At 29.2% G+C, this 16,891-nt stretch carries 20 protein-coding genes; 8 read left to right on the forward strand and 12 right to left on the reverse strand.

Translation table 11 applies throughout. The annotated features are described in order from the left end of the window. Positions 1–92: 92 nt before the first annotated feature. The 4 genes from LCI24_RS11060 (at position 93) to LCI24_RS11075 (ending at position 4,268) form a co-directional block, all read left to right on the forward strand. Positions 93–1,163, forward strand: coding sequence for a helix-turn-helix domain-containing protein (locus LCI24_RS11060; protein WP_274640420.1), 1,071 nt, complete (start codon positions 93–95; stop codon positions 1,161–1,163). A 518-nt stretch (positions 1,164–1,681) separates the two neighbouring features. Further along, a complete protein-coding gene (locus LCI24_RS11065) occupies positions 1,682–2,323 on the forward strand; it encodes a DUF4159 domain-containing protein (protein ID WP_274640421.1) in 642 nt (213 codons plus the stop codon). After that, positions 2,307–3,218, forward strand: a complete 912-nt coding sequence (locus LCI24_RS11070; protein ID WP_274640422.1) for a bile acid:sodium symporter family protein — start codon at positions 2,307–2,309, stop codon at positions 3,216–3,218. The genes LCI24_RS11065 and LCI24_RS11070 overlap by 17 nt, the downstream gene beginning before the upstream one ends. 3 nt (positions 3,219–3,221) lie before the next feature. Continuing rightward, a complete protein-coding gene (locus LCI24_RS11075) occupies positions 3,222–4,268 on the forward strand; it encodes a lysophospholipid acyltransferase family protein (protein ID WP_274640423.1) in 1,047 nt (348 codons plus the stop codon). Here LCI24_RS11075 and LCI24_RS11080 read toward each other — a convergent pair. From LCI24_RS11080 to LCI24_RS11095, 4 genes are all read right to left on the reverse strand, one after another. Beyond that, positions 4,249–7,173 (reverse strand): serine hydrolase domain-containing protein, encoded by a 2,925-nt coding sequence (locus tag LCI24_RS11080; RefSeq protein ID WP_274640424.1) that lies wholly within the window; start codon positions 7,171–7,173, stop codon positions 4,249–4,251. The two genes, LCI24_RS11075 and LCI24_RS11080, sit on opposite strands and share 20 nt — an antisense overlap. Positions 7,174–7,244: 71 nt before the next feature. After that, positions 7,245–7,730 (reverse strand): ABC transporter ATPase, encoded by a 486-nt coding sequence (locus tag LCI24_RS11085; RefSeq protein ID WP_274640425.1) that lies wholly within the window; start codon positions 7,728–7,730, stop codon positions 7,245–7,247. Between the two features lie 74 nt (positions 7,731–7,804). Further along, on the reverse strand, positions 7,805–8,632 hold the full coding sequence (locus LCI24_RS11090) for a 3'-5' exonuclease (protein ID WP_274640426.1): 828 nt from the start codon (positions 8,630–8,632) through the stop codon (positions 7,805–7,807). Between the two features lie 90 nt (positions 8,633–8,722). Continuing rightward, the gene (locus tag LCI24_RS11095; protein ID WP_274640427.1) at positions 8,723–9,577 is read right to left on the reverse strand and encodes a PPK2 family polyphosphate kinase; all 855 of its coding nucleotides are present in this window, start codon (positions 9,575–9,577) and stop codon (positions 8,723–8,725) included. 139 nt (positions 9,578–9,716) lie between these two features. Between LCI24_RS11095 and LCI24_RS11100 the strand changes: the two genes are divergently transcribed. Then, positions 9,717–10,232 carry a flavodoxin family protein gene (locus LCI24_RS11100; RefSeq protein WP_274640428.1) on the forward strand — a complete coding sequence of 172 codons (516 nt, stop codon included), beginning with the start codon at positions 9,717–9,719 and terminating at the stop codon, positions 10,230–10,232. On the opposite strand, the gene LCI24_RS11105 is transcribed toward LCI24_RS11100, so the two are convergent. Genes LCI24_RS11105 through LCI24_RS11135 form a run of 7 tightly spaced genes read right to left on the reverse strand, consistent with a single transcriptional unit; the run spans position 10,222 to position 14,024 of the window. After that, the gene (locus tag LCI24_RS11105) at positions 10,222–10,977 is read right to left on the reverse strand and encodes a LytR/AlgR family response regulator transcription factor (RefSeq protein ID WP_274640429.1); all 756 of its coding nucleotides are present in this window, start codon (positions 10,975–10,977) and stop codon (positions 10,222–10,224) included. The genes LCI24_RS11100 and LCI24_RS11105 overlap by 11 nt on opposite strands. 21 nt (positions 10,978–10,998) lie before the next feature. Then, positions 10,999–11,307: a 2TM domain-containing protein gene (locus LCI24_RS11110; RefSeq protein WP_274640430.1), complete on the reverse strand. Its 309-nt coding sequence runs from the start codon at positions 11,305–11,307 to the stop codon at positions 10,999–11,001. Continuing rightward, the gene (locus LCI24_RS11115; RefSeq protein ID WP_274640431.1) at positions 11,291–11,632 is read right to left on the reverse strand and encodes a 2TM domain-containing protein; all 342 of its coding nucleotides are present in this window, start codon (positions 11,630–11,632) and stop codon (positions 11,291–11,293) included. The genes LCI24_RS11110 and LCI24_RS11115 overlap by 17 nt, the downstream gene beginning before the upstream one ends. A gap of 1 nt (position 11,633) precedes the next feature. Next, entirely contained in the window at positions 11,634–11,921 is a 288-nt protein-coding gene (locus LCI24_RS11120; RefSeq protein ID WP_274640432.1) for a 2TM domain-containing protein, read from the reverse strand. Continuing rightward, on the reverse strand, positions 11,911–12,207 hold the full coding sequence (locus tag LCI24_RS11125) for a 2TM domain-containing protein (protein WP_274640433.1): 297 nt from the start codon (positions 12,205–12,207) through the stop codon (positions 11,911–11,913). The genes LCI24_RS11120 and LCI24_RS11125 overlap by 11 nt, the downstream gene beginning before the upstream one ends. Before the next feature lies 1 nt (position 12,208). Beyond that, entirely contained in the window at positions 12,209–13,564 is a 1,356-nt protein-coding gene (locus tag LCI24_RS11130; protein WP_274640434.1) for a 2TM domain-containing protein, read from the reverse strand. Positions 13,565–13,607: 43 nt separating this feature from the next. After that, the gene (locus LCI24_RS11135) at positions 13,608–14,024 is read right to left on the reverse strand and encodes a DUF2141 domain-containing protein (protein WP_274640435.1); all 417 of its coding nucleotides are present in this window, start codon (positions 14,022–14,024) and stop codon (positions 13,608–13,610) included. Between the two features lie 151 nt (positions 14,025–14,175). Between LCI24_RS11135 and LCI24_RS11140 the strand changes: the two genes are divergently transcribed. From LCI24_RS11140 to LCI24_RS11150, 3 genes are all read left to right on the forward strand, one after another. Then, positions 14,176–14,670 (forward strand): RNA polymerase sigma factor, encoded by a 495-nt coding sequence (locus tag LCI24_RS11140; protein WP_099216427.1) that lies wholly within the window; start codon positions 14,176–14,178, stop codon positions 14,668–14,670. Positions 14,671–14,676: 6 nt separating this feature from the next. Continuing rightward, the gene (locus LCI24_RS11145; protein WP_274640436.1) at positions 14,677–15,297 is read left to right on the forward strand and encodes a hypothetical protein; all 621 of its coding nucleotides are present in this window, start codon (positions 14,677–14,679) and stop codon (positions 15,295–15,297) included. Positions 15,298–15,378: 81 nt separating this feature from the next. Then, a complete protein-coding gene (locus LCI24_RS11150) occupies positions 15,379–15,861 on the forward strand; it encodes a hypothetical protein (protein WP_274640437.1) in 483 nt (160 codons plus the stop codon). On the opposite strand, the gene LCI24_RS11155 is transcribed toward LCI24_RS11150, so the two are convergent. Next, positions 15,858–16,880 carry a threonine aldolase family protein gene (locus LCI24_RS11155; RefSeq protein ID WP_274640438.1) on the reverse strand — a complete coding sequence of 341 codons (1,023 nt, stop codon included), beginning with the start codon at positions 16,878–16,880 and terminating at the stop codon, positions 15,858–15,860. The two genes, LCI24_RS11150 and LCI24_RS11155, sit on opposite strands and share 4 nt — an antisense overlap. Between the last annotated feature and the right edge of the window lie 11 nt (positions 16,881–16,891).

Consider the following 16,891-nt stretch of genomic DNA (forward strand, 5'->3'; position numbering starts at 1 on the left):
ATTTTTTTAATCTCTTTTTGTTAATTAGTGCCGTTCACGGTTTCGCTTTTAGTATTATACTTTTTTGTTCTAAAAATGGACGAGAAAAAAGTATGATATACTTAAATCTTTTAATATTAGCTATATCATTAAACAACATACAGTCTTGGGCCTTAGAAAAAGAATTGTTTCAGCATAAGTTTGCTTTAGACTATGTACAAGTTCCTTGGCACTTTTTAGCAATGCCTTTTTTGTACATGTTTTTAATTCACTATCTAAATCTTGCTGAAAAATCATACAAAATATTAAAGATAATTATTCCGTTATTTTTAATTCTTGTCGCCAGTCAAATTAGTTTTGTTCTTTACTACAGTGATTCAGCTTCTAGAGAATATCTAAATTTTATTTACGAAAGATATACTTCTATCGAAGAGATATTTAGTTTGATTACATCGTTAGGTATTTTTATTTATTCATTTTACATTTTGTACAAAAAGGAAAAACTTTTTCCTAAAATTCTATCATTTGACAATCTTAGATGGATTTATACATTCTTTATATTAACTTCTATCGGATATGCTCTTTGGATTTTAGCTTTATTTATTAAAGTAAAAATGAACTTTACTGGTTTCTTATTCTCATATTATCCTTTAAGAGTTTATACTACTGTATTAATTTATTGGTTAGGATATCAGGGGTTGAAACAAATTCGTGTACTAAAAGAGCGTGAAAGAATTAGAGAATCTCTTTTACTTGATTTAAATGGTGATTTTAGCGTTGATACAATTAATTTAAACACCGAGAAAAACTTCTCTAAAAACCATGTCGAAAAACAAAAGGAACAATTTATAGAAATAGATAAGTTTATTAGATCTAAAAAGAAGTATTTACTAAATAAGTACACACTACAAGACCTATCAAAAGACACAGAGTTAAGTTCTAGCACTCTTTCTCTTGTTATAAATAATATTGCTAAAAAATCTTTTACCGATTATTTAAACGAAATGAGGATAGATTTAGCTAAAACACTCTTGTTAGATCCCGATTACACCAGCTATACAATAACTTCTATTGGGCTAGAGTCTGGGTTCAATTCTAAATCTACATTCTATACTGTTTTTAAAAAACATACGGGACATACACCTGTCCAGTTTAAAAGCTTATCATTAGCTGTTTTAAATTAAAACTAACTTTCATTTTATAAAAAGACAGTTCGAAAACATCCAAAATGGACGTTTTCGAACCTTTATCTCCTTATTCTAAAGTATATTTACTAAGTGAAATTAAAAAATTAGTAATTGAAAATAGTTGAAGGGGTTTTCAATTTATAATTAAGATTTCTAATAAAATTATTGAGAACACTTATTTCTCAATGCGAAGAAGGAAAAGCTATAGCTTAAAAACACCAATAATATTATTGGTGTTTTTTACCTTTTACAACCCAAATACAACTTATTAACAAATCATCATCAATCATGCTTTTTATAAAAAGTTGGTTTTAAAACACCTTTTTGGATGTAACTGAACTACAGATAGATAAGCTTATTATATTTTTATTACATATAAAAAAGGCTTTCTTTAAAATTGGGGAATTTTCTGAATAGAAAGCTTATTTTATTTTTTAAGGGGAAAAAACACCAACACATTTGTTGGTGTTTTTTATTGTTGTTTTACTATATTGCTTTTAAATTCAAGTTAATTAATGAAAAACTTCATCCTGTTTTTTTTCCTCCTATTAAACCTCAATATTTTTTCACAAGAAATAGCTATTATACAATATAAAGGAGGTGGTGATTGGTATGCAAACCCTACCGCATTACCTAACCTTATAAGGTTTACTAATCTGAATACAAAAACACAAATTGATAAGGACATACAAAGCATTACACTTGATGATGAAACCATCCTTAACTATCCTATAGTCTTTATAACAGGACATGGTAATATTTTATTTACAGACAATGAAGTATCAACACTAAGAAACTATCTTATTTCTGGAGGGTTCTTGCACATATCTGACAACTATGGTCTTGATAAATATATACGAAGAGAATTAAAAAAAGTTTTTCCCGAATTGCAACTTCAAGAAATTCCTAACAATCATCCTATTTACCATCAAACATTCTCTTTTTCTAAAGGCTTGCCAAAAATTCATGAACACGATAAAAAACCACCACAAGGTTTTGGTTTATTCTACGAAGGAAGACTTGTTGTTTTTTATGATTATGAAAGTGATTTAAGTGATGGTTGGGAAGATACAGCAGTACATAACGACCCAAAAGAAATTAGAACTAAAGCGCTACAAATGGGAGCCAACATAATAGAGTATGCTTTTAAACATTAACACTTTACAAATTGATAACATTAAAATTAATTTTGACACAGAGGCTTTATGGATGCTAAATATTGCTCTAGCAATAATTATGTTTGGTATTGCCTTAGATATAAAAATAGATGACTTTAAAAGACTTATTAACAGCCCTAAAATATTATTTGTTGGATTATTATCACAATTTATCCTGCTTCCTTTTTTAACTTTTATTCTTGTTAACATCATTAATCCATATCCCAGTTTTGCCTTAGGTATGATGATGATTGCTGCTTGCCCAGGTGGAAATGTTTCTAACTTTTTTAGTAAAATGGCAAAAGGTAACGCTGCACTATCTGTTAGCTTAACGGCTTTTTCTACAATTATTTGTTTAATAATGACCCCATTAAACTTACAGTTATGGGGTAGCTTATATGAGCCTACTAATGAAATTTTAAAAAGTGTTTCATTAAATCCTTTTGAGCTTTTTAAACTTGTACTTCTTATTTTAGGAATTCCAATAGTTTTAGGAATGCTAGTTAATCATTATCATCACGAAATGGCTAAAAAAATAAATAAACTTTTACGTCCGTTTTCTATTTTCTTTTTCCTCTTATTAATTGTAATAGCATTGTATGATAATGCTGATGTTTTTAAAAACTACATACATTTAGTATTATTTCTTGTAATATTTCATAACATTTATGCGTTTGTTATAGGCTATGCTGCTGCTAAATCTTTTAAGTTAAATAAAAAGGATTGTAAAACGATTTCTATGGAAACTGGAATACAAAATGGAGGCTTAGGGTTACTTCTTATTTTTAGCTTTTTTGACGGCTTAGGCGGAATGGCTCTTCTTGCTGCGTTCTGGGGTGTTTGGGATATTTTTTCAGGAATGATCTTAGCTACTTACTGGGGAAGAAATAAATAATAAATGAAAACACTTTTATACTACTTTTTTAAACTCTTTGTAAAAACTGGTTTATTCTTTTATTCAAAAAAAATAACGGTAGTTGGTAGTGAACGTATACCAAAAAATGAAGCTGTAATTTTTACTGCTAATCATCCAAATGGCTTAATTGATCCTTTACTCATAGCCACTCACATAAAAAGGAGAACAAACTTTTTAGTACGCGCTGCAGTATTTAATAACCCTATTATTGCTAAGTTTTTTAACTTACTTGGAATGATGCCTATATACCGTATTAGAGATGGTGTGCAACAGCTTAGTAAAAACGAAGAAATTTTTAATAAATGTCAACTAATATTAAAAAATAACAAAATCTTACTAATCTTTCCTGAGGGAACTCATAATAAAGATAGAACTGTTAGACCTTTAAGTAAAGGTTTTACAAGGATTATTTTTAAAACTTTAGATAATTTCCCTGACACTAAAATTAATATCGTTCCTGTAGGAATTACATATCAAAATATATCTAGTTACCCTTCAAAAACTGCTATATATTTTGGTTTTCCTATTTTGGCTAACAATTATTACGATAAACAAAACATAAATCAATCAGTAAAAAACATAAAGGAACTTGTTTCAAATCAACTAGAAGATTTAAGTGTTCATATAAAGCAAGATGAAGGTTATGAAACTACTTTGTCTACCTTAAACAATGCTCAGGTTGATTTTACTAAAGTTAATTATGTAAATACACTTATAAAAGACAAAAAAGTACTTCCACAAAAAAAGCGTAGTATAAACTACGCTCTTCCTTTATTTTTATTAATTGTTTTAAATAGTTTGATTCCATATTCAATCTGGAAATTTTTAAGTAAAAAAGTAGACGAAATAGAGTTTATAGACACCTTTAGATTTGGCGTAAATGCTATTTTGTTCCCTTTGTTTTACTGTATCCAAAGTTGGATAATTAATATCTTTTTTGGCTGGAAAATAGCTTTACTCTATTTTTTCACTTCTTTCTTACTTATTCTTTTATATACCAAACTATCTACTACTCCGCCATCAAAATAGCATCTTGAATATCTTGTTGAATTTTAGTACGTATATTACTTTTTACTAAGCCGTAATTTCTCATTGTGGGATAAATTCTGTTTGATAAAAACACATATACAACACCTGTTGCTGGATCTGCCCAAGTATAAGTTCCTGTAAAACCACTATGCCCAAAACTTACATCTGACACACAGCCGCAAGTAGCTTTAACCTTAGGATTTAATTGTGGTTTATCAAAACCTAAACCTCTACGTACTTTTTTATTTTCGTAGTAACGTTTGTTAAATTTATGTACTGTTTCTGGCTCTAAGTACTTTTTTCCTCCATAAGAACCATCTTGTAAAAACATTTGCATAATTTTAGCTACATCATTTGCATTTGCAAACAAACCTGCATGTCCACCAACACCTCCAAGCATTGCTGCTCCCATATCATGAACATAGCCATGGACTAATTGATGTCTGTAGTAATTATCTCTTTCAGTAGGAACAATTTCGTCTTTTGTGAACTTAGTTAAAGGTAAATAAGTCATTCTATCTGCTCCAATAGATTGATAAAACTGCTCATCAACGAGTTTATTTAACGGTCTTTTGTATTTTCTTTCTATAATTTCTTTAAAAATATAATATCCTAAATCACTGTACTTATACCCTATCCTTTTTCGTTGTTCAGAATCTACTATCTGCTTATATATTGAGTCTTTATATTCTTTAGCTAGATATAAGTTTCTTGCGACTTTTATACTAAACCTTGGCGTACGCTTTTTTCTATAAAACTTTGTAGAATTTTTTCCAGTTACACTATCTTTTGTATGCAAATAAAATGGAATCCAAGAACGTAAACGTCCATAGTGAGACAATACCTCTTTTAATAATAAAGTATCCTTATTTGATTTACTATACCTTGGTAAGACATCCCCTAAATTTGAAAATAAGCTAATTTTCCTTTCTTCTTCAGCCTTCATTATCATAGGTAATGATGCTAATATTTTGGTTAAAGATGCTAAATCATAAATATCAGAGTTTTTAACAAGTCGTTTTTTATCTAAAGTATGATAACCAAAGCTTTTATTATAAATTACTTTACCATCTTTAGCTACTAAAATTTGTCCTCCTGGAGACATTTTCTCTTGTAAAATGGTATCAATTCTTTTGTCTATAATTGAAAGTTTTTCTGATGAAACTCCAGCCTCTTCAGGAATAGTATACTGTAACACATCCAATCCGTCTACCAATAATCCATACCCAACTTTAAACTCATTTTTTATAGATACTGGTAATTTTCCTTTTAAATCGAAAGCTCCAAAAAGAGCTTGCGCTGAAAGTTCTTGAGCTAGCTTACTATTTTGGTATGACATAACAACTCCTTCTATATTAGTAAAAGAAGATACTTGAAGTAAACTATAAGGACTAGCAAAAACATCTAACACTACTTTATTACTTCTAGCTATTTCTTGTAACCACACAAGGTCTTTATTAGAAAACTTATAACTTTTCCATGGGTTTTTATTTGATTTATGAAAACCAATAACAACAAGATTATACTTTTCTAACTTCTTCTTTAAGACACTTAAATGCTTATCTGAAACTTTATCTACCTTAGTATAATTTTTAAGCATTTCATAAAAATCTGATCCATTATCACTTCCTAAAGAAACATAAGCTACTTTTTTATCCTTAAGGTTTTTAATTGGTAAAATAGCTCCTTCATTTTTTAAAACTGTGATAGAGCTTTTTATCAACTTACGATGTAAAACCTCATCATAAGGACTATTTATATCTTTTAGCACATTTTCTGTTACAATAGGCTTATACTTATTCAATCCAACTAGGTATTTAGCCTTTAAAATCTTTTTAACTGAATGGTTTAAGCGCGCCTCTGTTAATTTCCCTTCTAAAAGAGCTTTTTTAATCAGTCTAATTGAACCAGGAACATCTTGTGGAATCAACAACACATCATTTCCTGCTAAAATTGCTGCTAAATCAATTTCTGCTGGTGTTGAGTAATTTGCAGCTCCTTTCATATTCAATCCATCGGTAATAACTAATCCTTTAAAACCTAGTCTGTTTTGTAACAAATTAGTCACTACACTTTTTGATAGTGATGATGGTAGTTTTGGATTATTTTCTAATGCTGGGATGCTTAGGTGTGCTGTCATTACACTTCCTACTCCTGCTTCAAATATTTTTTTGAATGGATATAACTCTATCGAATCTAAACGTTGTTCGCTAAAATTAACTGTTGGTAATGTGTGATGAGAATCTGCTTCAGTATCTCCATGTCCTGGAAAATGCTTCGCATTAGCTAACACGCCTACTCCTTGCATTCCTTTTGTAAAAGCTATAGCTTTTTCTGCCACATTTTCTTTACTCTCACCAAAAGAACGGTTTCCTATAATAGGATTATTCGGATTTGTATTTACATCTACAACAGGAGCAAAATTCATATGAATTCCTACTCTCTTACAGTGTTCTCCTATTCTTTTACCGACTTCTTGAAGTAGAACCGTGTCTTTAACTGCTCCTAAAGTCATGTTCCAAGGAAAACGATACGTGTTCTTTAAACGCATATCCAAGCCCCATTCACCATCAAAACCTACCATTAGAGGTACTTTTGCTAATTTTTGATACTTATTGTTTAAAACTACTTGCTTATCTGGTGTTCCTTGCATAAAAATAATATTTCCAACATGGTGTTTTGTAACCATGCTTGAAATAAAATCCTCGTGTTTTTTATCTTTATTTGAATACGCTTGTATCATAAATAACTGTCCTATTTTTTCATCAACAGACATGCTCTTCATAATACTATCTACCCAAACTTTTTGTGCTATAGAATCTTTTGCCAACAAAGGATCTTGTTGTTGGGCTTGAGTTATTTGTAAAAAAACAAACGCTAGTACCGTAAATACTTTTCTCTTCATATATATCATACTTCTATACAAACTTTACTCGTTCGTGTAAAGTTTTAATTCCTTTTAAATAAAATCAATAGTTATACCAAAAATCGTGCATGCCAACTCTCATTTGCTGGTACTTCCCATTTTTTCTCAAAATCTTCTTTAGTATTTACCATATTATTAAACACAACTGTTTCTGCTGTTACTTTTTGTTCTTTGGCAAAATTTTGGAACTCTGGAAGTTTTACGATGTTAATGTTATCTCCGTCTTTAAAAGAAATATTCATTTTATCCATTAAATCTAATTCTAGCTCTTTTTCTAATTCTTGTATAAAACGCACAGAAGCATCTATTGAACACCCTGAAACGTTATTAAAATTCTCATCTACTCCCAATATTAAAAATTGATTGTACTTAATAGTAAAAGATCCTTTTAAATCATCACCATGACGCGTCCAATTATCTATAAAAAGTAATGCTTTTGCACTAATAAATTCTATTTCTTCTTGTGTAAACTCTCTATCTGACTGATACACCCAAACTCTTGAGTTTTGAGGTAGTTTTTTATATTCTGTAAACATTGTTGTATTGTTTGTTTTCGTAATATCTAAATTAAAGAACAACTGAGATAATTACTAAAAATAAATGTTAAAGATTACCTTAAATTAAATTTCTGTTGTAAAGCTTGTAACTTTTCTTCATCCGTCATGGTATCTTTTGGTGCTGACATTCTTTCTTTTATTTCTCGTAATACTTTTTTGGTATATAATGGGAAATCGGCATTTTGTATCCAAGCATTATATCCTGGGTTCTCTTTTAGTACTTCTTCTACAGTTCTTCCTTTATACTTTCCAAAAGAAAAAATTTCTTGATCTTTATCATCAAATAAGATAAATCCAGCAAAATCAGCTCTTTTTCCATGTGTTGAAAACTCACTTAATGCTTCTATTGAATTTTCTAAATCTTCATACTTTTCAACTTGTGCTAATAAAATTTCATAAGTTGCATTGGTATCTGCTTCTGCTCCATGTGCTCCTACTAGTTCTTTTCCACAATAAAACTGATATCCTGCTCCTAACGTTCGTTGTTCCTTTTTATGAAAAATAGTTTGTACATCTACAGCTTTACGGTTATTCATATCGAAATCAATTCCTGCTCGTAATAATTCTTCTGCTAATAAAGGGATATCAAATCGGTTTGAATTAAATCCTGCTAAGTCTGCATCGCCAATTAACTCATTTATTTGCGGTGCTAATTCTTTAAAAGTTGGTTCCGTTACTACTTTTTCATTAGTAATTCCATGAATTTCTGATGCTTCTTTTGGTATTTCTATTTCTGGATTCACCAACCATGTTTTACTTTCTTTATTACCATTAGGAAATACTTTTAAAATAGATATTTCAACTACTCTATCTTTAGCTATGTTTACTCCTGTTGTTTCTAAATCAAAAAATACGATTGGTTTTGTTAAGTTTAATTTCATGTATATTGTTTCTCTAGTTTGAAAGTTTTTAATATTTAAAAGTTGGTATATCCTCAATCTATACTTTACAACTTTGTACTTTCTAACTCTTTATTCGTTATTTAATTCTTTTTTGAATTCATCTATTTGGTCTAACACTTTCTGCGGAAGTGTAGGCTCTTTAAAATTATATTTTTCTAACTCTTTTTCTAACGTTTTTGCTACAATGTAACGTGCTGTTGGTTTATCATCAGCTGGTATTATATACCAAGGTGCATTACCTGTTGATGTTCTTTGTAACATATCTTCATAACACTCTTGATATTTATCCCATAACTTTCTTTCCTCAAGATCACCAGCAGAAAATTTCCAGTTTTTTTCTTCAATATTTAACCTACGTAGTAACCTATTTTTTTGTTCTTCTTTAGATACATTTAAAAAGAATTTTAAAACAATAGTTCCGTTTTCTGATATGTGTTTTTCAAACTGATTAATACGTTCCATTCTACTATGATAAAAAGCATCAGTTAAATCATCTAAACTTTTTACTGTCGGAATATTTTCTGCAAATATATACTCTGGATGCACTCTTGTTACCAAAACATTCTCGTAATGTGTACGATTAAAAACACCTATTTTTCCTTTTGCGGGTAATGCTATATAATGACGCCATAAAAAATCGTGCTTCAACTCCAAATCTGTTGGTACTTTAAAACTATGTACCACTACTCCACGCGCATTTACATCTTTAAAAACTTCGCGAATTAAACTGTCTTTTCCCGCTGTATCCATTCCTTGTAAGCATAATAAAACACTATACTTACCCTCTGCATACATAGTATCTTGTAAATCACTAATCTTTTTTCTTGATTTTTTTAGCTTTTTCTTAGCATTATCGACAACTTCTTTAGTAGTAAATTCTTTTAACTCTCTTTTTTTAGAAAATTTATAGGTATTTGTGTTCATTCGCTTTTTATATAGTATAAAAGTACAAAAATATAGAGTTTTTTAATTGATTTTTTCTTGGTTATTATCAATTATTACAATTAAATCTAAAATATTTCTTTATTTATTTTTTTGAGCTTTACTTCCAAATAAACAACAGATGAATAAAACAATTATTATACAAGCTAGCTCTAAAAGTACAGGAAACACTAATAAAGTGATTAACTACCTCAACAGTAATGAATCTTTTGACTTTGTTGACTTAAAAACCAAAAATATTGGTGTGTTTGAATACGACTTCTCTAATGCTGGTGATGACTTTATTCCCCTTATGGAAGAAATTATTAACAACTACGATACCCTTGTATTTGCTACTCCTGTTTATTGGTATACCATGAGTGCTACTTTAAAAACTTTTTTTGACAGATTGTCTGACTTACTAAAATATAAGAAAGATTTAGGAAGACAGTTACGAGGTAAAAACATGGCTATGATTAGTAACTCAGGTGCTAATGACCGTAGAAATGGTTTTGAAATGCCTTTTATTGAAAGTGCTAAATATTTAGGCATGAACTATCTTGGTAGTGCCCATGCCTGGTTTACTGAAGATGGAAACGATATACATGTTGAAGCCAAACTAAAAATTGATACCCTTAGAAAGGTGCTTACTCAATAAAATATTTAAAATCTTTTACACGCTCTCTGCTTACAATTATTTCTGAGTCTTCATAAGATTCTAATTTTAGTTGTAAGCGTGAGTTTGTATAAGACACAATATCTTTTATGGCATTTATATGTACTATAAATGTTCTATTTACTCTAAAAAACTGCTCTGGATCTAACTCTTCTTGCCAATATTCTAAAGAATTATCTATCAAATAACTTCTATTAGAGTTTGTATGGATATAAGTGGCTTTATTTTCTGAATAAAAGCATTCAATATCTTCTGTATTGATGATTTTTAAGTGTTGTCCGACTTTTATTGTAAATCGCTTTTTGTATTTTCTATCTACAGGATTAATCAATAACTTACGAATGTCATTTATATTAACTTGAATGTTGCTTTGTAAAGGTTGATGTTCTTTAAACTTATCTACAGATATTTTTAATTCATCTTCATCTATTGGTTTTAATAGATAGTCTATTGAATTTAACTTGAATGCTTTTAATGCATATTCGTCATAAGCAGTGGTAAAAATGATCGCCGATTTTACAGTTACTTCTTCAAAAATTTCAAATGATAATCCGTCTGAAAGCTGAATATCTAAAAAAATCAAATCTGGATGTGTGTTATTTTGAAACCAATTAATCGATTCTTCTACTGAATGTAACATTTGCTGAACTTCTATGTTTAGTTCCGCTAACATTCTACTTAACCTTCTTGCAGCTGGCTTTTCATCTTCTATAATTATAACATTCATAGTTTGGTTTATTTTTAGCAATTATTTGTTCATGTATTCTTTAATCTTTCGTTCTTCCCATTTTTTAGAAAAAAGTTTTCCTTTCGAAAAAACATTAAATCCGTGTAAAAATACTATAACTCCCCACCAAAAGAACGAATTATAGTTGTTTATATCTAAAAAGGCCTCCATTACTGATTCGTCTCTATAAACAATATCTTTATATATTCTTCTTCCTATAAAAACTAGGTTTATTAGTATGTAAACCACTAAATGTTTGTAAAATTTTTTAATTTTGTTTACTCTTCTTTGTGCTCTTATATATTGCTGTTCTCTATTTAAACTTTCCATTTTCTTTCTTTTTTAGCTCATCTAGATACTCTTGTATTTTGCGTTGTTCCCAATCTTTATTAAAAAATATATTAGTTCCAAATACCCCTAACCAATGAAAAAAGACTCCAATCCCCCAAAAAAGCCAAGTAGCATACACCCCAAAATTGGTTATTGATTTTGTAAAAGTTAATTTATCTTCATTCATCAACCCCATAATAATTACGATTGAAATAAATATATTCACAATTACATACGCTGCCAAATGCCAGTAAAATCCTTTTATTTTTTCTACTCTTTTTTTGGCTAATAAATACTTGTGTTCTTCTTTATAATCATTTTCCATACTAACCCTTTTTATTTAGGTATTCGTTTATCTTTTTCTCCTCCCAATCTTTTCCAAAACCTAATACATTAACTCCAAAAACTAGCATCCAATGAATAAAAGTAACTAGTACTATTCCTATAACTGGAAACCAAAACCAGTGATAATAAGGTGAGAATTTTAAATTCACTAAAACAATAATAATCACTGAAATTATATTTACTAAAGCATGAGCATAAAATCCTTTTACTTGTTTTACTTTCTTTTTTGCCTCTAAATACTTTTTTTCTTCTATATAGTTATCTTCCATTGTTATTGTTTTCTAAAAATTCTTTAATTTTTCGTTCTTCCCAATCTTTTCCTAACCCTATTTTTTCAATACCGAAAACTCCTAGCCAGTGAAAAAAAACACCAATTAACATTCCTATTATTGGATAATAGAACCAATGGTAACTGGGTACAAACTTTAAGTTAATAAAAATCAGAACCGGTATAATTAATACTGTTACAATGAGATGAATATAAAAACCTTTAATTTTTTCTACTTTCTTTTTTGCTTTTGCGTATTTATGCTCTATTGTGTAATCTTTTTCCATCTTATTTATAGTTTTTATCATCATCCATTAACTCCTTAATCTTACGTTCTTCCCAGTTTTTACCTAAGAATAAATTATAATTATTTACTTCTAAGTAATGAAAAATCAAGCCTATTCCCCAACCTATCATTGGAAACCAAAACCATTGAAATTTTGAATATGTTTTAAGGTTTATAAAAATTAAAAAAGGGATAACTATACAATACGAAACTAAATTTTGATAAAATTCTTTTAGTTTTTCTACCTTTTCTACTGCTTTTACGTAGTTACTATTTTCTAAACTTTTTGTATCCATGATACTATCTTTTATATTAATTAACAGCGGTAAACACACTGTAAATGTTTTGTTATTATTAATTATTTGAACGTTTCTATCGGTTATTAAACCGTAACGATCTGCTATATTTCTTAATCCAACTTTTGTGCTTTTTCCTATAGCTTCTTTTGGATTAATATTATTTTGAATTTTTAAGAAGCCTTCTTCTTCAAAAATGTTTATTTCTAAAGGTTTAGTTGAAGAAACTACATTGTGCTTTACTGCATTCTCTAGTAATAATTGAAGAGATAACGGAACTATTTTTAAATCGGGATTACTTACTTCTTCTGGAATATTAAATTGTACAGCTTCTTCAAAACGCATCTGTAATAATTCCATATACGTCTTAGCAAATTGTAATTCTTCTTGTATAGGTACTAATTCTTTATTTCGCTGCTCTAATACATACCTATATACTTTAGATAATTTTGTGGTAAATTTTTCTGCTTGCTTTGGGTTTTCACTTATTAAAGAGGTTAGTACATTTAAACTATTGAACAAAAAGTGTGGATCTATTTGACTTTTTAAGGTTTCAAACTTTGCTGTTTCTGTTTTTGCTACTATTTCATGCTGTGTGGTTTCCTGTTTTACTGATGCCTTCCAGTTTACCATGAAATCTTTCGCATGGAAAAACACAGCGATAGCTAATGAAAGTATAATTGCAAATAAATGCATCCATAAAAACTGACCTTTAAAAAAGTTATCTATATTATTATTAAAAATAACAAAGTATTGCACGTAATGGATTAATAATACAGCTACTACCGTGTAACTTATTGTTGCAACAATACCAGCCCATACTCTTTGATTAGTTTGTAAAACCCAATCCCACTTTTCACTTAAGTAGTCATTTATAATTCCATTTCCTAAACCTAAAACAAAAGAATACATTGCAGAAAATAAAAACACCGACCCGGCTTCTTTTAACGTAAATGCCTGATTTATTAAAGTAAAAACAACACCAAAAATGATTGTAAGTTTTGTACAAATCCAAATATCATTTTTTAAGTTGTTAAGTGTTTTTTTTAATGTTGTTCTCATTTCTTTCTTTTACTTACCACAAACTTAAGTTTACTTTAGTTCATTAAAATTTAATATCGAAAGATACATCTTTATCCTTAACTAAGAACTTTGCGGCTTCATATTGAGGTGGTCCAAAACGTGATAAATTATTATTTGATGCACCATAATCTTCTAAAGGCATTCCATTAGGTTCAAAATCCATTTTATTATTATTGTTTGCATCATGAAAACAAATAATCGCATACTCACCAACAGGTACTTTTTCAAAAACCACAGTGCTTTTTCCTTCTTTTATTAGTGATTCTTTAGCTTCTAATGGTTCTTTTCTAAAATTCTCTTTAGTGTATAAAGCGAACTTTACTTTTCCTTTGTCAGAAGTAACGTTTACAACTGTTGCTGTAACTGTTTTGTTTTGAGCTGACACTGTTTCAATAGTAAACAAAATTGCTATAACAAAAATGTGTATTAAGATTTTCATCGTGTTATTTTTTATGGTTAATGATGACACAAATATTTATCAAAGACTTTATTTCTGAAATAAAAACAAACTGAGTTGTATTATTTTTAGGATGAGCTGTAACAATTTGTATTTTTGAGCTACTTATAACATATCAACTCTACTAAACTTAGTGAAAAAAGAACTAGAAAATAAATTTTTAACTGATTTCGAAGCCAATCAAAACATTGTGCATAAGGTCTGTAGGATTTATACTACAAACCAAGAAGCTCATAATGATTTGTTTCAAGAAATCACCATTCAGTTATGGAAAAACTATAGTAAGTTCAGAGGAGATGCAAAGTTTAGCACTTGGATGTATCGAGTAGCATTAAATACTGCTATTTCTTTATATAGAAAATCAACAAGAAGTATAAAAACACAAGATTTTACAGATTATTCTTTTAAAATTAAAGCTGAAGAGTATGATGATACTGAGGAGGTACAGTTAAAAGCTCTGTATGGTGCTATCCGTAAATTAAATGATATTGATAAGGCTTTAATTTTTTTATACCTAGAAGATAAACCTTACAAAGAAATCTCTGAAACTTTAGGTATTAGTGAGGTAAATGCTCGTGTGAAAATGAATAGAGCAAAAGATAAATTGAAAAAAGTATTAAACCCATAGTTATAAATGGATTTAGATTTAGATAAATATAAAAAAGCTTGGGGTAATCAATCAGAAGAAACTAACAAAGTTTCTAGGGTTGATATCTATAGAATGGCACACTCCAAGTCATCATCAATAGTAAAATGGATTTTTATTATTGGAATTTTAGAGTTCGTTTTTGTGGCGATTATTAATTGTTCTTTTAGAATCAACCCTGAAGATTACGGACCATTGAAAGATAACTTTATTGGAAATTACATGTTCGAAATTGAAATACTTTCTTATTTAATAATTATTTATTTCTTAATACGCTTTTATAAAAATTACAAAAGCATTTCTACTTCAGACAATACTAAAGTTTTAATGTCTAAAATTTTAAAAACTCGTAAAACAGTTAAAGCTTATGTTTTCATCAATTTAAGTTTTGTTTTTGTCGTTGCTCTAATTACCATAACACAAACTCTTTTAAAAGAAGAGCATGCTCACACAGCTACTTTTTATATAACTATAACTATTGTTTCTATCTTCCTTATAATTATCATTATAGGTCTATATTGGTTATTTTACCAACTACTCTATGGTATTTTACTACGAAAACTTAACAAAAACTATAAAGAGTTAGCTAAACTTGAAGAATTAAACTAAAAACTTACTAACTATTTTATAAACTTCTCTTAACATTTTGTGATGACTATTTCCTATATTAGCTGAGTTAACCTTTTATATATGAGAAAATTAATACTTTTTGGATTTTTAATTTGTTCTACTATTGCTTTTACTCAAGAAGATAATTTTTGGAATAATGTTCGCTTTGGAGGTAGTGTTGGTTTTGGGTTTGGTTCTAACAATACAACGCTTTCCATATCTCCTGCAGCTGTATATGATTTTAACGATAGTTTTTCTCTAGGTGTGGGTATTGGGTATTCTTATAATAAAAAAGACTCTTTTAAATCAAATATTTTTAGTCCAAACATATTTATACTATACAGGCCTATTAGAGAAATAGAGCTTTCTTCAGATTTACAACAAATGTATGTTCACAGAAAATCTAATTCATTCTCTGAGAAGTACAGCTACCCTGCATTGAACTTAGGAATTTCATATAGAATAGGTAGCGTATCCTTGGGAATACAATACGATGTCCTATATGAGGAAGATAAAAGTATTTATGCTTCAGGTTTTACTCCCGTAGTAAGAGTTTTCTTTTAAAAAAACGCTTTCAATTCTTCTAATAGCTTTTCATGCATATCATTCGTATAATCTAAATGTGTTACAATACGGATTTTTCCTTCACCCATTGAAATTAGTAATACACCTCTTTCTGCCATCTTTTTCATAAAGTCATCTGGATTTATTGAATCTTCAACATAAAAAATAACAATATTCGTTTCAATAGGTTCTACTTTTACTACGTAAGAACATTTTTCTAAAACAGCCCCTATTTCTTTTGCTTTCTTATGATCCTCAGCTAAACGTTCCACTTGATTATCTAAAGCATAAATTCCCGCCGCTGCTAAAAAACCTGCTTGACGCATTCCTCCACCAAATAACTTACGTACCCGTAATGCTTTTTCAATATGAGCTTTACTACCCACTAATACAGATCCTACAGGAGCTCCTAATCCTTTTGATAAACAGATTGAAATCGTATCAAATAATTTTCCATACTGCTTAGGAGTTTCATTTTTTGCTACCAAAGCATTAAATAAACGTGCTCCATCTAAATGATATGCCAAATCATTTGCTTTAGCTACTTTTTGAATCTTTTTCAATTCTTCAAAATTCCAACAAGCACCACCTCCTTTATTTGTAGTATTTTCAGCACAAACTAATCTACTATATGGAGTATGGATATCATTTCTTCCTCCAACTAAGCTATCTAACTGTTCAGCTGTAAACATTCCTCTATCTCCATTAATCAAACAAGAAGTTACCCCCGCATTAAACGCAGCTCCTCCTCCTTCATAATTATATACATGCGCCCATTTATCACAAAACATTCTATCTCCTGGCTGTGTATGAATTTTTATCGCAGTTTGATTTGCCATGGTTCCCGAAGGAAAAAATAAAGCATCTTCCATTCCAAACATATCAGCTACTTTTTCTTGCAGTAAATTTACTGTTGGATCTGCTTTAAAAACATCATCTCCTACCTTAGCACTCATAATTGCTTCCAACATTCCTTTAGTTGGCTTCGTTACAGTATCACTTATTAAGTTTATTTCCATTTCTAACTACG

This window comes from Tenacibaculum larymnensis (genome assembly GCF_028829235.1).
Classification (GTDB): Bacteria; Bacteroidota; Bacteroidia; order Flavobacteriales; family Flavobacteriaceae; genus Polaribacter; species Polaribacter larymnensis.

Coding starts and splice junctions, on each gene's coding strand:
- LCI24_RS11060 (WP_274640420.1), top strand. CDS start 93: ATGATATACTTAAATCTTTTAATATTAGCTATATCATTAAACAACATA.
- LCI24_RS11065 (WP_274640421.1), top strand. CDS start 1,682: ATGAAAAACTTCATCCTGTTTTTTTTCCTCCTATTAAACCTCAATATT.
- LCI24_RS11070 (WP_274640422.1), top strand. CDS start 2,307: ATGCTTTTAAACATTAACACTTTACAAATTGATAACATTAAAATTAAT.
- LCI24_RS11075 (WP_274640423.1), top strand. CDS start 3,222: ATGAAAACACTTTTATACTACTTTTTTAAACTCTTTGTAAAAACTGGT.
- LCI24_RS11080 (WP_274640424.1), bottom strand. CDS start 7,173: ATGAAGAGAAAAGTATTTACGGTACTAGCGTTTGTTTTTTTACAAATA.
- LCI24_RS11085 (WP_274640425.1), bottom strand. CDS start 7,730: ATGTTTACAGAATATAAAAAACTACCTCAAAACTCAAGAGTTTGGGTG.
- LCI24_RS11090 (WP_274640426.1), bottom strand. CDS start 8,632: ATGAAATTAAACTTAACAAAACCAATCGTATTTTTTGATTTAGAAACA.
- LCI24_RS11095 (WP_274640427.1), bottom strand. CDS start 9,577: ATGAACACAAATACCTATAAATTTTCTAAAAAAAGAGAGTTAAAAGAA.
- LCI24_RS11100 (WP_274640428.1), top strand. CDS start 9,717: ATGAATAAAACAATTATTATACAAGCTAGCTCTAAAAGTACAGGAAAC.
- LCI24_RS11105 (WP_274640429.1), bottom strand. CDS start 10,977: ATGAATGTTATAATTATAGAAGATGAAAAGCCAGCTGCAAGAAGGTTA.
- LCI24_RS11110 (WP_274640430.1), bottom strand. CDS start 11,307: ATGGAAAGTTTAAATAGAGAACAGCAATATATAAGAGCACAAAGAAGA.
- LCI24_RS11115 (WP_274640431.1), bottom strand. CDS start 11,632: ATGGAAAATGATTATAAAGAAGAACACAAGTATTTATTAGCCAAAAAA.
- LCI24_RS11120 (WP_274640432.1), bottom strand. CDS start 11,921: ATGGAAGATAACTATATAGAAGAAAAAAAGTATTTAGAGGCAAAAAAG.
- LCI24_RS11125 (WP_274640433.1), bottom strand. CDS start 12,207: ATGGAAAAAGATTACACAATAGAGCATAAATACGCAAAAGCAAAAAAG.
- LCI24_RS11130 (WP_274640434.1), bottom strand. CDS start 13,564: ATGAGAACAACATTAAAAAAAACACTTAACAACTTAAAAAATGATATT.
- LCI24_RS11135 (WP_274640435.1), bottom strand. CDS start 14,024: ATGAAAATCTTAATACACATTTTTGTTATAGCAATTTTGTTTACTATT.
- LCI24_RS11145 (WP_274640436.1), top strand. CDS start 14,677: ATGGATTTAGATTTAGATAAATATAAAAAAGCTTGGGGTAATCAATCA.
- LCI24_RS11150 (WP_274640437.1), top strand. CDS start 15,379: ATGAGAAAATTAATACTTTTTGGATTTTTAATTTGTTCTACTATTGCT.
- LCI24_RS11155 (WP_274640438.1), bottom strand. CDS start 16,880: ATGGAAATAAACTTAATAAGTGATACTGTAACGAAGCCAACTAAAGGA.